1 protein-coding gene is annotated in these 18,209 nt (G+C 64.0%); it reads right to left on the bottom strand.

Annotated features, from left to right (window positions below; all coding sequences use genetic code 11):
• Window positions 1-20: 20 nt before the first annotated feature.
• Entirely contained in the window at window positions 21-17,777 is a 17,757-nt protein-coding gene (locus HW452_RS03205; RefSeq protein WP_224104662.1) for an Ig-like domain-containing protein, read from the bottom strand.
• Window positions 17,778-18,209 lie beyond the last annotated feature (432 nt).

The following is an 18,209-nucleotide window of genomic DNA, read 5'->3' as shown; positions in this document are numbered from 1 at the left end:
CGTAGTAGTGCGCTGCGTAATCAAGCCACCTCCACCACGTTGATGCCCTGTTCGACGAACAACACGCCATCCTGATTGACGTACTCGTTGAACACCACCCCGCCGATGGTCTGAGCCGTACCGGTGCGCGCCCAGCTGCCGCCGGCAAGCTCCACCCGGTCCTGGCCGTCCCCGGTAACCTGCAGGACGTTGTCGCTATCGGTCAGCTCGATCAGATCCTGCCTGGCCAGGCGCAGCGTATTCGTGCCGTTGGCCTTGCCAAGCGAGATGCGCTCGACGTTGCGAATATCGCCCAGGGTGCTGGTCAGGTTCAGGTTGATGCCCGCGCCCAGCGCCACGATATCGAAACCATCCCCCCCATCGATACTGGCGAATTGGGTATGGCGCAGCACGATGACATCGTCGCCCGAACCGGTATTGATGACGTCCTGGCCACCGGTACTGATCACCACGTCGTTGCCATCGTCGGTGTTGAAGATCTGGTTGCGCGCACTGCCCTGCACGATTTCGGCGCGATCGCTGCCATCGTAGAAGGAGTTGCTCACCGGCAAGGGGCTGGTACTGCCAAGAACTCCGCCAATCACGCCACCCAGCGTATTGGTGATCGCTGTGAGCGGGTTGGCGAATACCGACTCCGCCGTGCCGAAGTGAACGACTTCCGTCGTACTGTGAGAACCATTGGAACGCTCTGCGGTAAAGCCCACGTTGACGCCCTGATTGCCCACCAGCAGGCCGGTTGCGCTATTGAGCAGATTGCTCAATACGCTCGTGCCGACGGAGAAGCTTCCGTTCGAGTTGACGTTGATGGTTGTGCTGCGCAGCGACGTGAACAGATCATCCTGGTAGACGTCCAGTCGCACGGTCTGCGCCCCGACCGCGCTGCCTTCCAAAAAGGACTGCAACAGCCCGAGCAGCGGCGGCGTGCGAATCTGCAGCCCCGTTGGCGGCGCCACGCTTACAGGCACGCTGACGGTCTCGGTAGCATCGCCGCCTACCACCGCCCGGATCTGGCTGCCGGCGGCGGCAGGCTGGTTGAGTACCAGGCGCCACTCGCCGTCGGCATCGACCCGCGTGTTGTAGGTGGTCGTGCCAACCTGCACGGCCACGGCCACGCCTGCCTCCCCGCCGCCGCTTATGATGTAGCCGGCGGTCTGGTTGATGGTGGGCACGAAGTCCAGCGCAATGCCCTGGTTGATCAGCAGCGTGGTATCGCCCAGTTCAACCTGACGATACGTTACGCCATCGATGACGGTGGTGCTGCCCAGTACCGCCGCGCCGGAAATGTTCAGGCTGTTGGTGGCACCGCCCAGGATCTGCAGCGTGCCGCTGTCGCCGGCCAGTGCATTGGCGGTTTCGGCATTCAACGTCAGCGTGCTGCCGGTGTTGCCCAGGTTCACGCGCTGAATGTTGCTCATGCGCCCGAAATCCGCCAGATCCAGGTTCTGACGACCTTCGACCAGCAGTGTGTTGAGCCCCGCACCGCCGTCGATGCTGACGAAGGCATCGCTACGCAGCACGATCAGGTCGTTACCGCCCAGCGCCTGCACGGACTGGCCGGCGCCAGCGATCAGCACGTCCGCGTCAGGCGTACCGTTGATCGTGGTCTCACGCACGTTGCCAAAGGTCAGCGAGGCCAGCGAGCTGCCCAGCAGTGTTACCTCGGTCGTGCCGACAACGCCCTCCGGCGAGGTGTACTCAAGCGTGAGTACCGTACCGCGCCCGGTCAGAAGCCCGGTCACGCCGCCCAACAGGTTCAGGGACGTGACCGCCGAGTTGAGCGCTGCCCCCAGGTTGACGGTCAGCGCCCCACCCGGGCCTGCCGTGACCGGTACATTCACCGACGTCAGCCCGCCAACCTCCAGCGAGGCGGCAAGTGTGCTGCCCTGAGGCAGCACCACGTTGCTGAGCGCCCCGACCACGCCGGCGCCTCCCACCACGAGATTGGTGATCGGACTCAGGTCCAGCGTGGAGAGCGGCACCGGCAGCAGCTCGACCAGATTCGCGGTGACCGGCGAGAAGGTGCGATTGCCCTGGGCATCCGTTGCGACTGCCGTGACCGACGCCTGGAGCAGATCGTTGAGGCTGAAGCTCAGCCGCGGGTCGGCCAGAAGATCCACCTCGAATGCCCCGTTGGCATCGGCGCCGACCGTGATCGTCTGCGTGACTCCCGCCAGGCGAACGCTGACGGCCACAGAGGCGCCGGGGTCGGTCACCCCGACAAGCGAGCCGGTAAAGTCCAGAAGCGATACGACCGGACCCAGAATGTTGAGATCGTTCAGGGTCACGATCTCGCCTTCGTTGCCCGCCCGGTCATAGGTGGAGAGCTGCAGATCGAGGCTGCGCAGATCGAGCAGATCTCCCAGGTCGTCCCCCAGCAGTTCCTGCAGGTTGAGCGCCAGAGCAAACAGGTTGAGCACGTACTGGCCGCTGGCATTCTGGGTGACAAGCCCGGGGTAGTTTCGGGTATCCAGAAGTCGCACGGTATCTTCATTATCCTCGATGCGCAGGCGAATGCCTTCACCAGGATTGAGCACGGTATCCAGCACAATACCGTTGCCCGCGACCTCGACGTTGCCTGTTACGGCACGGCCCGGCGGCACGGTATCGATGACGAAATCGACCTCCTGGGAGAGAGCGCTACCGCCGATCTGCACCTGCGCCCCTGCCGGCTGGAAGGTGTATTCCGGGCCGATATCGAGCGCAAAGGTCGCATAGCCGTTGGCCACATCGGTCTGGGTCAAGACATAGCTAACCGTGGCGATATTCGTTCCCACGGCCAACCCGCCGCCTGCTCGGGCCAACACGTTGAGCGTTACTACATCGCCTTGCGATACCGGCAGGCCACCGAACCCGACCTGAACCTCGGCACCGTTGGCTTCCACCCCGTTGATCCAGCCATCGTCGGCGGCATCGATCATCAGCACCGGCTGCAAGATGGTAATCGCAAGTATCGGGCTCACGCCTCCCGTACCGGGGTTGCCGGCCAGGTCGGTGTAGCTGCCGTTGGCCAGGGTGATCGAAGCAGAACTCGCCAGTCCGTCGGGCTTGAAGGTCGCCGTCCAGGTCGCGCCGCCATTGACACTGGTCAGGTTATAAAGACGTCCCCCGGTCACGGCGAAATCATTCAACGCCAGCCCGGTCACCGCCTCGCTGAAGGTGAACGTCACCTCGGTGGTTTCCGCCGAGGTCAGGGGCCTGCCACCAACGGCAAAGCTGATGGAGGTGAGCGATGGCGGATCGAGATCCACCGTAATACCGCCAAGGCTTGCACCATTGCCGGGGTTACCCGCCACATCGGTATAGCTGCCGCCGGGAAGCGTAATGCTGGCCTGCCCGGACGCCGCCGGTTGGAAATCCGCCGTCCAGACGAGGCCATTGTCGGTCGCCAGGTTGGCAAGCGTACCGCCGGCTACCTGAATGTCGCCCAGGGTGAAATCAGTGACGGCCTCGCTGAAGGTGAACGTCACCAGTGCCACTTCACCGCTGCCAATGAGCGTATCCGAAATGGTAATGGCGGCCGTCGGGCGAACCGTATCCAGCAGCACCTCGACCGGCGCCGACTGACCGACATTACCTACCTCATTGGCGACCGTAGCCACGAGTTCGAAGGTCCCGTTGGCCACATCCTCCAGGTAGGCGGCGGGCACCCGAGCGCTCCAGGCACCGTCGACGACCCTGCCTTCGAACGTGGCACCGGCAATGCTCAGCGTAACCGTGGCACCCGCCGGCGCTCCCTCGACGGTGCCGGTGACCACAAGGCCGCCTGCAATGTTCTGTCCATTGATGACGTTATCGCCGGTCAGCGGGTCGATGGTGATGATGGGGATTTCCAGGTTGACCTCGAACTCATAGTCAGCCTCGATGACCCCCACATTGCCTGCCTCATCGGTTGCCAGCAGTTCAAAGGCCACTACGGGGGGCGTGGCACTGGCCAGGAGGCTACCCAGTACCGACACGCTGAAAGTACCGTTGGCGCCAACATTGGTGGTGTACTCACCATCGTTGACGGTGATGTTCAAGGTATCGTTGGCGCGGAATTCCCCAATGACACGCCCGGTAATCACGACGCTTTGCACCGACTCGGCGAAATTGACGACATTGTCGCCGGTAATCGGGTCGAGCACGATCTGCGTGGTAGTCGCATTCGGCGGAATCGTATCGAGCACGAAATCGATGGCGTTGGAAACGGACGACGCATTGCCGGCGCCATCGGTGATCCTGGCGCTCACGGTATAGCGACCGTCACTATTGCCATCCCCGAGCGCCACTACCATCATCCCCGCGTCAACATCATCCGAGGTAACGGTATAATCAAACTCCACGACATCGTCGGTGCCCGCCAGCGATAGGGTCAGCGTATCGCCAGCCTGCGTACCGGAAGTCAGCATGACACCCAGCTCGATCCCTCCCTCGGCGGCCTCGGCATTGATATAGCCGCGCAGCAGTTCCGGCAGTACGATATAAGGCGCGTCAGTGCCACCCTCGCCACCAGGGCTGGTAGTATCGACGGTTACCGGAGCGAGCTCGCCGCTGCCGCTTGTATTGCCCGCACCGTCGATCTGGCGTACCTGCACCTGCCCCGTAGCGTAGTCGCCTTCCGGCAGTACGAAGCTCGAGCCCGTACCGGCTTGCCAGGTGGTGCCGCCATCCAGGCTGTACTCCCAGCTGGCATTCTCTTCCAGGCCCTCGACCCGCACGGTGCCATCGGCGGTCACGCCCTCCACCTCGCCCGTATCGGAGACCAGCGTCAGTACCGGTGCGTCCGGCGCGGTGGTATCCACGGTCACCGCCGGCAGCACGCGCGTGGCGCTGGTCAGACCGTCGGCGCTGGTCTGGCGTACCTGTACCTCCCCGGCGGAATACGCGTTTTCCGGCAGCACGAAACTTGCGCCAGCGCCGTCGACCCACGTATCACCGCCATCCAGGCTGTATTCCCAGCTGCCGCCGTCGACCAGATTGCCTACGTTGACGGTACCATTGGCGGTCACGCCGTCCAGCGCGCCGGTATCTTCCTCGAGGGTAAGCAGCGGCGCAGGCGGGGCTTCCGGCTCCACCGGCGGGTCAATGGTAAGATCCACGGTGATTGCACCGAACTCGGTTATCGGGCTTTCATTGCCCGCCGCGTCAAACTGACGAACCTGTACGTCGCCGGCGGCGTAGGTGCCTTCCGGCAGGACGAAGCGGTCACCGGTGCCGGCCTGCCAGGTATCGCCACCATCCAGGCTATATTCCCAGCTCGCATCGGGTTCAAGGTTGCCCACGTCGATGGTGCCGTCGGCGGTCACGCCGTCACCAATGTCGCCGGTATCACTTACCAGTGAAAGCTCGGGCGCTGCGGGTGCAACGGTATCGATGACGACCGGGCCGAGCGTGGCGATCGGGCTCTGGTTGCCCGCCGCGTCGACCTGGCGAACCTGAATGGCGTTCTGTGCGTAGCTGCCGTCGGGCAGCGTGAAGCCATCGCCCTCACCTACCTGCCAGGTGGTGCCACCGTCCAGGCTGACTTCCCAGATTGCCTCGGGCTCGAGGCCCGCGACGCTGACAGTCCCATCGTTGATGATGTCGCCATCGAGCGCCAGGGTAGCGAGCGGCATCGCGGGCGGCGTGGTATCGATCACTACCGCCCCCAGCTCGACCGGATCACCGATGTTGCCGGCGCGATCGATCTGGCGTACCTGAACGTCGCCCGTGGTGTAGTCGCCTTCCGGCAGGGTGAAGCTTACGCCCGTGCCGGTTTGCCAGCTCTCGCCGCCGTCCAGGCTGTACTCCCAGGTGGCGCCCTCTTCGAGCCCGCCAATGGTGACGGTGCCGTCGTTGGTGATCGGGCTGTCATCGACCAGATCGATGACCGGCGCGGCAGGCGGGGTGAGATCCACCACCACTGCCCCGACCAGTGCCGACGCGCTGACGTTGCCCGCGCCGTCGATCTGGCGCACCTGGATATCGCCGGCCAGATACTCGGCTTCGGGTAGCTCGAAGGTGGTACCGGTACCGGGCAGCCAGGTATCGCCGCCGTCCAGGGTGTACTCCCAGGTCGCGCCGTCGGCAATACCGTCGACCTCGACCGTAGCGTCATTGGTGAACGGTGCTTCTCCGCCGAGCGTGACCGTCGGCGCCGCCGGCGGCGTGGTAATCACGCTGATTGCCCCGGCGGTGGCGCTTTCGCTGACGTTACCCGCACCGTCGGTCTGGCGTACGACAATCGCGCCCGTCTCGTAGCTGCCCTGGGGCAGAATGAAGCGATCCCCGGTGCCCGCCTGCCAGGTGTCGCCACCATCCAGGCTGATTTCCCAGAAGGCGCCGGGTTCGAGGTTGCCGACCAGCAGCGTGCCGTCGGTGGTGATGCCGTCAAGCGCCCCGGTGTCGTTGACCAGCGCCACGCTCGGCGTCTCGGGCGCGGTGGTATCGATGGTCACGGCGCCCAGCGTCGAGGTGCCGCTGGTCAGGCCGTTTTCGGTCTGGCGTACCAGCACCTGGCCGCCGGCGTAGGTGCCTTCATCCAGAGTGAAACTGGTGCCGGTGCCCGCGATCCAGCTGTCGCCGCCGTCCAGGCTGTATTCCCAGGTCGCGCCCTCGACCAGGCCACTTACGTTGACCAGGCCGTTGCTGGTCACGTTATCCAGCTCGCCGGTATCCTCGGCCAGCGCCAGGGTGGGCGTGGCCGGGGCTTCCGGCTCCACGGGCGGAGTGATGGTGAGATCGACGGAAATCGGGCCGAACGCGGCGGGCTCGCTGACATTACCCGCCGCATCCGTCTGGCGCACCTGCACCTGCCCGTCGAGGTAATCACCTTCCGGCAGCACGAAGCGGTCGCCCAGGCCGCGCTGCCAGGTGTCGCCCCCATCAAGGCTATATTCCCAGCTTGCATCGGGTTCGAGGTTGCCCACGTCGATGGTGCCGTCGGCGGTCACGCCGTCGCCAATCTCGCCGGTGTCGTTGACAAGGCTGAGCGTCGGGGTGTCAGGCGCCGTGGTGTCGATGACCACCGCGCCAAGGCTTGCCGGTGCGCCGGTGTTGCCGGCAACGTCGGTCTGGCGTACCTGCACGCTGCCCGCGGCGTAGTCGCCTTCCGGCAGAGTGAAGCTCGTGCCCGTACCGGTTTGCCAGCTCTCGCCGCCGTCCAGGCTGTACTCCCAGGTAGCGCCGTCCTCCAGGCCACCGATAGTAACGGTGCCGTTGTTGGTGATCGGACTGTCATCGACCAGATCGATGACCGGCGCGGCGGGCGGGGTGAGATCCACCACCACTGCCCCGACCAGCGCCGGGGAGCTAACGTTGCCCGCGCCGTCGATCTGGCGGACCTGGATATCGCCGGCCAGATACTCGGCTTCGGGTAGCTCGAAGGTGGTACCGGTACCCGGCAGCCAGGTAGCACCGCCGTCCAGGGTGTACTCCCAGGTCGCGCCGTCGGCAATACCGTCGACCTCGACCGTGGCGTCACTGGTGAACGGTGCTTCGCCGCCAAGCGTGACCGTCGGCGCCGCCGGCGGCGTGGTAATCACGCTGATCGCCCCGGCGCTGCCGCTATCGCTGACGTTACCCGCGCCGTCGGTCTGGCGTACCACGATGGCGCCCGCCTCGTAGCTGCCCTGGGGCAGAATGAAACGATCCCCGGTGCCCGCCTGCCAGGTGTCGCCACCATCCAGGCTGATTTCCCAGAAGGCGCCGGGTTCGAGATTGCCGATCAGCAGCGTGCCGTCGGCAGTGATGCCATCAAGCGCCCCGGTGTCGTTGACGAGCGCCACGGTGGGCGCATCAGGGGCGGTGGTATCGATGGTCACGGCGCCCAGCGTCGAGGTGCCGCTGGTCAGGCCGTTTTCGGTCTGGCGTACCAGCACCTGGCCGCCGGCGTAGGTGCCTTCATCCAGGGTGAAACTGGTGCCGGTGCCCGCGACCCAGCTGTCGCCGCCGTCCAGGCTGTATTCCCAGGTCGCGCCCTCGACCAGACCACTTACGTTGACCAGGCCGTTGCTGGTCACGTTAGCCAGCTCGCCGGTATCCTCGGCCAGCGCCAGGGTGGGCGTGGCCGGGGCTTCCGGCTCCAGGGGCGGGGTGATGGTGAGATCGACGGCAATCGGGCCGAACGCGGCGGGCTCGCTGACATTGCCCGCTGCATCCGTCTGGCGCACCTGCACCTGCCCGTCGAGGTAATCGCCTTCCGGCAGCACGAAGCGGTCGCCCAGGCCGCGCTGCCAGGTGTCGCCGCCGTCCAGGCTGTATTCCCAGCTTGCGCCGGGTTCGAGGTTGCCCACGTCGATGGTGCCGTCGGCGGTCACGCCGTCGCCAATCTCGCCGGTGTCGTTGACAAGGTTGAGCGTCGGGGCGTCAGGCGCCGTGGTGTCGATGACCACCGCGCCCAGGCTTGCCGGCGCGCCGGTGTTGCCGGCAGCGTCGGTCTGGCGCACCTGCACGCTGCCCGCGGCGTAGTCGCCTTCCGGCAGGGTAAAGCTCGTGCCCGTACCGGTTTGCCAGGTCTCGCCGCCATCCAGGCTGTACTCCCAGGTGGCGTCGGGCTCGAGGTCCGTTACCTCGATTGCGCCGTCGTTGGTGATCGGGCTATCGCCGAGCGATGCAATCGTGGGTGCTGCGGGTGGCGTGATATCGATCACTACCGCCCCCAGCTCGACCGGATCACCGATGTTGCCGGCGCGATCGATCTGGCGTACCTGAACGTCGCCCGCGGTGTAGTCGCCTTCCGGCAGGATGAAGCTCGTCCCCGTGCCGGTTTGCCAGGTGTCGCCTCCGTCCAGGCTGTACTCCCAGGTAGCGCCCTCTTCGAGCCCGCCGATAGTAACGGTGCCGTCGTTGGTGATCGGGCTATCATCTGCAGGTGTAATAGTGGGTGCTGCCGGCGGGGTCTGATCGATGACGACCGCCCCGACCAGCGCCGGGGAGCTAACGTTGCCCGCGCCGTCGATCTGACGCACCTGGATATCGCCGGCCAGATACTCGGCTTCGGGTAGCTCGAAGCTAGTACCGGTACCCGGCAGCCAGGTATCGCCACCGTCCAGGGTGTACTCCCAGGTCGCGCCGTCGGCAATACCGTCGACCTCGACCGTGGCGTCATTGGTGAACGGTGCTTCGCCGCCGAGCGTGACCGTCGGCGCCGCCGGCGGCGTGGTAATCACGCTGATTGCTCCGGCGCTGCCGCTATCGCTGACGTTACCCGCGCCGTCGGTCTGGCGTACCACGATGGCGCCTGCCTCGTAACTAGCCTGGGGCAGAATGAAGCGATCCCCGGTGCCCGCCTGCCAGGTATCGCCACCATCCAGGCTGATTTCCCAGAAGGTGCCGGGTTCGAGGTTGCCGATCAGCAGCGTGCCGTCGGCGGTGATGCCGTCAAGCGCCCCGGTGTCGTTGACCAGCGCCACGCTCGGCGTCTCGGGGGCGGTGGTATCGATGGTCACGGCGCCCAGCGTCGAGGTGCCGCTGGTCAGGCCGTTTTCGGTCTGGCGTACCAGCACCTGGCCGCCGGCGTAGGTGCCTTCATCCAGGGTGAAACTGGTGCCGGTGCCCGCGACCCAGCTGTCGCCACCGTCCAGGCTGTATTCCCAGATCACGCCCTCGACCAGGCCACTTACGTTGACCAGGCCGTTGCTGGTCACGTTATCCAGCTCGCCGGTATCCTCGGCCAGCGCCAGGGTGGGCGTGGCCGGAGCTTCCGGCTCCACGGGCGGGGTGATGGTAAGATCGACGGCAATCGGGCCGAACGCGGCGGGCTCGCTGACATTGCCCGCTGCATCCGTCTGGCGAACCTGTACCTGCCCGTCAACATACTCGCCTTCCGGCAGCACGAAGCGGTCGCCCAGGCCGCGCTGCCAGGTGTCGCCCCCATCAAGGCTATATTCCCAGAACGCGCCGGGCTCGAGGTTGCCTACGTCGATGGTGCCGTCGGCGGTCACGCCGTCGCCAATCTCGCCGGTGTCGTTGACAAGGCTGAGCGTCGGGGCGTCAGGCGCCGTGGTGTCGATCACCACCGCGCCCAGGCTTGCCGGTGCGCCGGTGTTGCCGGCAACGTCGGTCTGGCGCACCTGCACGCTGCCCGCGGCGTAGTCGCCTTCCGGCAGGGTAAAGCTCGTGCCCGTACCGGTTTGCCAGGTCTCGCCGCCATCCAGGCTGTACTCCCAGGTAGCGCCCTCTTCGAGCCCACCAATGGTGACGGTGCCGTCGTTGGTGATCGGGCTGGCGTCAACGAGCTGCGCCGTCGGGGCCGCCGGGGGCGTGAGGTCGATCACCACGTCCGGTAGCTGAGCTGGCGCGCTGACGTTGCCCGCGCCATCTATCTGGCGTATCTGTATGGCCCCTTCGGCGTAGCGGCCTTCCGGTAGCGTAAAGCTGGTACCCCGCCCCAGCAGCCAGGAAGCGCCGCCGTCCAGGCTGTACTCCCAGCGCGCCCCCTCTTCGATGCCTTCTACAAGCACTACGCCATCGTTGTTCACGGCGCCGCCCACCAGCTCGAGCGTGGGAGCATCGGGCAGCACGTTATCTACCTCGATGGCGCTCAAGAGCGACGTATCGCTCACGTTGCCAGCCGCATCGATTTGACGAATACGAATATCACCCGCCGCGTAACGGCCTTCGGGCAGAATGAAGCGGTTGCCGGTACCGAACTGCCAGCTGGCGCCGCCGTTCAGGCTGATTTCCCAGCGCGCGCCGGCTTCAAGATTGTCGATCAACAGCGTCCCGTCGGTCGTGACGCCGTCGATCTCGCCGGTATCGTTGCGAAGCGTGGCAATGGGCGCATCCGGCGGTGTGGTATCGACGGTGAGAGAGCCGAGCGTGGACGTGGCGCTGGTGCGGCCGTCAGGGCCAATCTGGCGAACCAGCACCTGGCCTGCCGGGTAAACGCCTTCGGGCAGGTTGAAACTGGTGCCAAACCCGGAGAACCAGCTGGTCCCGGCGTTCAGGCTGTACTGCCACGTGGCCCCGTCCAGAAGACCGCTTACTTGAATCAGGCCGTCGTTGGTGATGCCATCGACATCGCCGGTATCACCATCGAGCGATATCACCGGTGCCGCGGGCGCGTCCGGGTCAGCGGGCGGGTCGAGGGTAAGCTCCACCGTCACGGGCCCAAGCGCCGTCGGCGCACTGGCATTACCGGCTGCATCGACCTGACGCGCCTGTACCTGACCGTCGCCATAGCTGCCCTGAGGCAGAACGAAGCTCTCGCCCACGCCGCGCACCCAGGTCTCGCCGTTGTCCAGGCTGTACTCCCAGCGGGCGTCCGGGTCGAGGTTGCCCACCCGCACGGTGCCATCGGCGGTGACGCCATCAATACTGCCGGTGTCGTTGGCAAGGGCAAGCGTCGGCACCTCCGGCGCGGTGGTATCCACAACCAGCGCGCCGAGCGCGAGCGGCTTGCCGATATTGCCTGCGCCATCGGTCTGGCGAACCTGAACCTGGTTGGGCAGGTACTCGCCTTCGGCAAGAACGAACCGGCTGCCTTCGCCGATGATCCAGCTTTGGCCGCCGTCCAGGCTGTACTCCCAGGTCGCTCCTGGCTCGAGGTTGCCGACCTCGACGGTACCGTCATTGGTAATGGCAGATGGGTTTGCCAACGTGGCCGTCGGCGCGGCGGGCGGTGTGAGATCGATGGTCACGGCATCGAGCTGGCTTACTGCGCCGATGTTGCCTGCGCCATCGATCTGGCGCACCTGAACCTGCCCGGCCGAGTAGTTGCCTTCGGGAAGAACGAAGCTATCGTTCTGGCCCGTTTGCCAGGTGTTGCCACCATCCAGCGAGTACTCCCAGGTCGCGCCGGGCTGCAGGCCATCCACGGTAACCGTGCCGTCGTTGGTAAGATCGCCGCCCACCAGGTCGATGGTGGGCGCCTGGGGCGGCTGGGTCACAACGGTCACCGCCCCCAGCGGCGTTGCGTCGCTCACGTTGCCAGCGCTGTCGGTCTGGCGCACCAGAATATCGCCGGCCGCGTACTCGCCTTCCGGCAGAAGGTAGCGCTCGCCGGTACCGCGCAGCCAGGTAGTGCCGCCATCCAGACTGATCTCCCAGGTGGCCGCCGGGTCCAGATTGCCTATGCGCACGGCGCCATTGGCGGTCACGCCATCGAGTTCGCCGGTATCGGTTTCCAGGGTGATGGTGGGTGCCGCGGGCGCCGTCGTATCGATGATCACCGTGCCGAGGGTCGAGGTACCGCTGGTCACACCGGCGGCATCGGTCTGGCGGACCAGCACCTGGCCCGCCGGGTAGGTACCTTCGGGCAGATCGAAGCCACTGCCCTGGCCCGTCAGCCAATTGGCGCCGCCATCCAGGCTGTACTCCCAGGTGCCGCCTTCTACCAGGCCGCTCACCAGCACGCTGCCGTCGCTGGTAATGTTGTCGACATCACCGGTGTCATTGGCAAGCGCCAGGGTAGGTGTCGCGGGCGCCTGCGGATCGGTCGGTGGCTCGATGGTGAGATCGACCGTGACGGGGCCTAACCCGGTCACCGAGCTTACGTTGCCCGCCGCATCGATCTGACGCGCCTGCACCTGGCCTTCGTCATAAGCGCCTGGTGGCAGCACGAAGCGATCACCGCTGCCCGGCTGCCAGCTCTGGCCGCCGTCCAGGCTCACCTCCCAGCGCGCATTGGGGTCGAGATTCCCCAGCAAAACGGTGCCGTCAGCCGTCACACCGTCGTCACCGGCGATGCTTGCCAGGGTCAGGAGCGGTGCGGGGGGTGGTGTGGTATCGACAATCACCGTGCTCAGGTTTGCCGGGGCACTGACGTTGCCTGCGGTATCGGTCTGGCGTACCAGTATTCGGCCAGCCGCGTACTCGCCTTCAGGCAGAACGAAGCTTGTGCCCTCGCCGGCAATCCAGGTCGCCCCACCGTTCAAACTGTATTCCCAGGTCGCGTCCGGCTCGATACCATCCACCGTCACGGTGCCATCGTTGGTAATGACGCTGTCGCCTGAAAGGGATAATTCGGGCGTGACAGGTGGCGTGATATCGATAATTACCGGGGCAAGCGATGCGATGGGGCTGACGTTGCCCGCTCCATCGACCTGGCGTACCAGCACCTGCCCGTCCTCGAATTCACCTTCCGGCAGCTCGAAGCTTGTGCCGCTGCCGGTGGCCCAGGTGTTGCCACCATCGAGACTGAACTCCCAGACTGCCCCCGCTTCCAGGTTGCCGATGGTTACGGTCGGGTCATTGGTGATGGCTGCGTCGCTATCCAGCTGCAAGGTGGGTATCCGAGGGGCGGTCAGATCGACGGTCAACGGATCAAGGCTCATGGCCTCGCTGGTATTGCCGGCCTGGTCGCCTTGTCGAACCTGTACCTGCCCGCCCGCATAGTCACCTTCGGGCAGGATGAACCGGTCACCCACGCCGCGCTGCCAGGTCTGGCCGCCGTCCAGGCTGACCTCCCAATAGCCGCCGGGTTCGAGATTGCCGATCACGATGGTACCATCGGCGGTAATGCCTTCGATGTCGCCGGTATCGTTGGCGACCTCGATAGTGGGTGCGTCTGGCGCAGTAGTATCAACGATGACACTGCCCAGGGTACGCGTACCGCTGGTCAGGCCATCGGCGTCGGTCTGACGTACCAGGATCTGCCCTGTGGTGTAATCGCCTTCCGGCAGTTCGAAGGTATCGCCCAGGCCCGCCTGCCAGGTCTGGCCGCCGTCCAGGCTGAACTCCCAGCTGCCGCCTTCGACCAGGCCGCCCACCAACACGGTACCGTCTGCGGTAATGCCATCGAGCTCACCGGTATCATCGACAAGCGCAAGCGTCGGGATGGCGGGGAGGTCCGGGTCATCCGGGTTATCGACGATCAGGTCAACAGTCACCGGGCCAAACTCGGTAACGTCACTGACGTTGCCCGCCGCGTCGATCTGGCGCGCCTGAACCTGCCCGGCAGCGTAGCTGCCTTCGGCCAGAATGAAACGGTCGCCGCTGCCGCGCAGCCAGGTTGCGCCGCTGTCCAGGCTGTACTCCCAGGCAGTACCGGGCTCGAGTTCACCGACGATGACCGTGCCGTTGGCAGTCACGCCATCTACCCCGCCGGTGTCATCAAGCAGGTTCAGCAACGGCGCATCAGGGGCGGTGGTATCGACAATGACGGCACCCAGGTTGCTGGTGCCGCTGACGTTACCCGCCGTATCGAACTGACGTACCAGTACCTGGCGCGTGGCGTAGACACCTTCTTGCAGCAAGAAGGAGGCTGACTCCCCCTCAAGCCAGGTATCGCCGCCATCCAGGCTATATTGCCAGCGGGCACCGGGTTCAAGGTTATCGACGTTGACGGTTCCGTCGCTGGTGATGCCATCGACGTCGCCGGTATCGTTTTCCAGAACGGTGGTGGGCGTCACTGGCGCAGTCGTATCGACCACGACGGCATCCAGTACGCCAGCGGCGCTGGTATTGCCCGCCGCATTGATCTGGCGCACCTGCACCTGCCCCTGGCTATAATCACCTTCCGGTAGAACAAAGCGATCCCCCTGCCCCGCTACCCAGGTCGCACCGTTATCCAGGCTGTACTCCCAGCGGTTGCCGGGCTCGAGATCGCCCACCAGTACGCTGCCGTTGCTGGTGATGCCCTCACTTCCGCTGGTATCTTCGATCAGTGACAGACTTGGCGTGGCCGGGGTATCGGGTTCTTCAGGCAGCGGAAGGCCGGGGTCGATGGTGATTGCTCCCAGCTCGCCGATTTGACTGACGTTACCCGCCGCATCGGTCTGGCGAACCTGCACCTGACCGGCGCTGTAATCTCCCTCGGGCAGAATGAAACGGTCCCCCGTGCCCGCCTGCCAGGAGTCGCCACCGTCCAGGCTGAACGCCCAGGTGGCGCCGGGTTCCAGGCCCTCCACCAGCAGCGTGCCATCGCTGGTCACGCTATCGTCGTCACCGGTGTTATTGGCAAGTGCCAGGATTGGCGCATTCGGCGGCGTCTGGTCGATAATCACCGCGCCCAATGTGCGGGTGCCGCTGGTATTGCCGTCTGCATCGGTCTGGCGCACCAGTACCTGGCCGGCGGCATAGGTTCCTTCGGCCAGCTCGAAGCTTTCGCCTGTGCCGGTTTGCCAGGAGTTACCGCCATCCAGGCTGATCTCCCAGGTGCCGCCTTCCACCAGCCCCCCTACCAGCACGGTACCGTTTGACGTGATGCCATCGATGGCGCTGCCGGTATCCTCGGCGAGTGTCAGCGTAGGTATGGCCGGAAGATCAGGATCATCCGGGTCATCGATCACCAGGTCGACGGTGACAGGGCCAAATTCGGTTACATCGCTGACATTGCCTGCGGCATCGGTCTGGCGTATCTGTACCTGACCCTGGGCGTACTCGCCTTCCGGCAGAATGAAGCGGTCGCCGCTCCCTGCCTGCCAGGTGTTACCGCCGTCGAGGCTGAACTCCCAGAGCGCGCCTGGTTCCAGATTACTTACCAGCAGCGTGCCGTCGGTGGTGACACCGTCGATGTCGCCGGTATCGTTGGCGAGCGTCAGCGTGGGAGAAGCCGGCGCGGTGGTATCAATGACGACGCTGCCCAGCGCCCCCGGATCGCTGACATTGCCGTTGGCGTCGCGCTGACGTACCAGCACCTGGCCGGCCGAATAGCTGCCTTCGGGCAATACGAAATTCACGCCCTCACCCGCCTGCCAGGACTGGCCGCCGTCGAGGCTGATTTCCCAGGTAGCGCCTTCAACCAACCCGCCTACCTCTACCGTGCCATTGCTGGTAATCCCGTCGATGGCACTACCGGTATCCTCGACCAGCGTCAGCGTAGGTGCATCGATGACGACAGGATCGACGGGATCGATGATCGCAGGGTCAACACTGATGGGGCCAAGGCTTACGACCTCGCTGACGTTACCCGCCGCATCGGTCTGGCGGACCTGCACCTGACCGGCGCTGTAGTCCCCCTCGGGCAGAATGAAACGGTCCCCCGTGCCCGCCTGCCAGGTGTCGCCGCCGTCCAGGCTGAACTCCCAGGTGGCGCCGGGTTCCAGGCCTTCCACCAGCAGCGTGCCATCGCTGGTCACGGTATCGTCGTCACCGGTGTTATTGGCAAGCGCCAGGGTTGGCGCATTCGGCGGTGTCTGATCGATAATCACCGCGCCCAATGTGCGGGTACCGCTGGTATTGCCGTCTGCATCGGTCTGGCGCACCAGTATCTGGCCGGCGGCATAGGTTCCTTCGGCCAGCTCGAAGCTTTCGCCTGTGCCGGTTTGCCAGGAGTTACCGCCATCCAGGCTGATCTCCCAGGTGCCGCCTTCCACCAGTCCCCCTACCAGCACGGTGCCGTTTGACGTGATGCCATCGATGGCGCTGCCGGTATCCTCGGCGAGTGTCAGCGTAGGTATGGCCGGAAGATCAGGATCATCCGGGTCATCGATCACCAGGTCGATGGTGACAGGGCCAAATTCGGTTACATCGCTGACATTGCCTGCGGCATCGGTCTGGCGTATCTGTACCTGCCCCTGAGCGTACTCGCCTTCCGGCAGGATGAAACGGTCGCCACTCCCTGCCTGCCAGGTGTCGCCGCCATCAAGACTGAATTCCCAGAGCGCGCCGGATTCCAGATTACTTACCAGCAGCGTGCCGTCGGTGGTGACACCGTCGATGTCGCCGGTATCGTTGGCGAGCGTCAGCGTGGGAGAAGCCGGCGCGGTGGTATCAATGACGACGCTGCCCAGGATTCCCAACTCACTGGTCACGCCTTCGGCATTGGTCTGACGCGCACGCACCTGCCCCGCCGGGTAGTCACCTTCTGGCAGCACGAAGCTATTGCCTTCGCCGGTAAGCCAGGTTTCTCCGCCGTCCAGGCTGAACTCCCAGGTAGCGCCCTCTTCAAGATTGGCTACCTCGATTGTGCCATCACGGGTAATACCATCAACGGCACGGCCTGTATCATTGACCAGGGCAAGGGTGGGCGGTGGCGGCGTTGTCGGGTCATCGGGGTCGCCGGGTACATCGGGGTCATCCGGGTCGCCCGGCACATCGGGGTCATCTGGATCGCCTGGTACATCAGGATCGTCTGGATCGCCGGGTACATCGGGATCGTCCGGGTCGCCCGGCACATCGGGGTCATCTGGATCGCCTGGTACATCAGGATCGTCTGGATCGCCGGGTACATCAGGATCGTCTGGATCGCCGGGTACATCAGGATCGTCCGGATCGCCGGGTACATCAGGATCGTCTGGATCGCCCGGTACATCGGGGTCGTCTGGATCGCCCGGTACATCGGGGTCGTCCGGGTCGCCGGGTACTTCGGGGTCAGTGGGGCCGCCATCTGGCGGGATATCCGGGTCGGCGGGATCGCCGGCGTCATCTTCGCTATCGTCAACGGGTTCGTCATCGTCAACCGCGGGAGGTGTCGAAGAACTAGAGGAGCTATTGGCAGCGGCAATGCCGGTCACGCCCACTGCCCCAAGGGCCAGAGGCAGTACAGCGTCTTCGGCATAGAAACCCGCTTTTTCGCGGGAGTGCTCGAAGCCAGAATACTCCCCTTCAGGATAGTAGCTTACGTATGTAACACTGCCATCGGATAGCGTTGTAAGTTCGACTGGAATCAACCGATCATTGGTGCCAGTGAGATACAGTTCGCTTTCAGCGCCGCCTGGCATATCGTTATAAAAACCGACAATGCGCAGTGTTTCACCACTTGCTGTTTCGATCACCAGGTCGTTGCCATCGCGCAGCATCGATAGCACGTCTTCCGGAGCGAGTTGCAGCAGCACCTGACTGGGTTGTGAAAGAGTAATGCTATTTTCTATTTCGAAGGCTGCAACTTGCGTGACATCGTTTCCCAGTGCAGACACCTTAGCAAGAAAAGACATATCCCCCGCCTCCATACCCTTAGCTGATATTAGTGTTGTACTTTCATAATGAGTAGCCAAACACTAAAAGCAGGTCAATAGACTCTTAGCCTAGTCATTCCCCCTCCATTAAAGTTAATTACAAAAACTCAATATTGGACAGGGCCATACAACTATAAAACAAATAAATTCAGATACTTGAAATAAAATATATGTTATACAGCGCATAAGCTATACAATTTCTATACGCGTTGTAAGAAATATCTTACATAAAAAGCAGCAATTTCTTACAGCTTGGCCATCACCACTAGCGCCGGCGTGGGAAAACTATATCTTTATTAATAATAACGACAAAAAACGATAAACATACTTTTAAATCGTTGGCTTTAAATCTATAAAAAATCGCATACGACTGTTTTAATTAAGCCATAAAAGAATGATCTAACGTTATGG

Origin of the sequence: Vreelandella aquamarina (genome assembly GCF_020075495.1) — a bacterium.
GTDB lineage: Bacteria > Pseudomonadota > Gammaproteobacteria > Pseudomonadales > Halomonadaceae > Vreelandella > Vreelandella aquamarina_A.
The sequence above is the reverse complement of the archived record's forward strand: the minus strand, read 5'-3'. Positions and strand labels throughout refer to the sequence as shown.

Bases quoted from the DNA above. Each gene is read 5' to 3' on its own strand.
- HW452_RS03205 (WP_224104662.1), bottom strand. From the start codon at position 17,777: ATGTCTTTTCTTGCTAAGGTGTCTGCACTGGGAAACGATGTCACGCAA.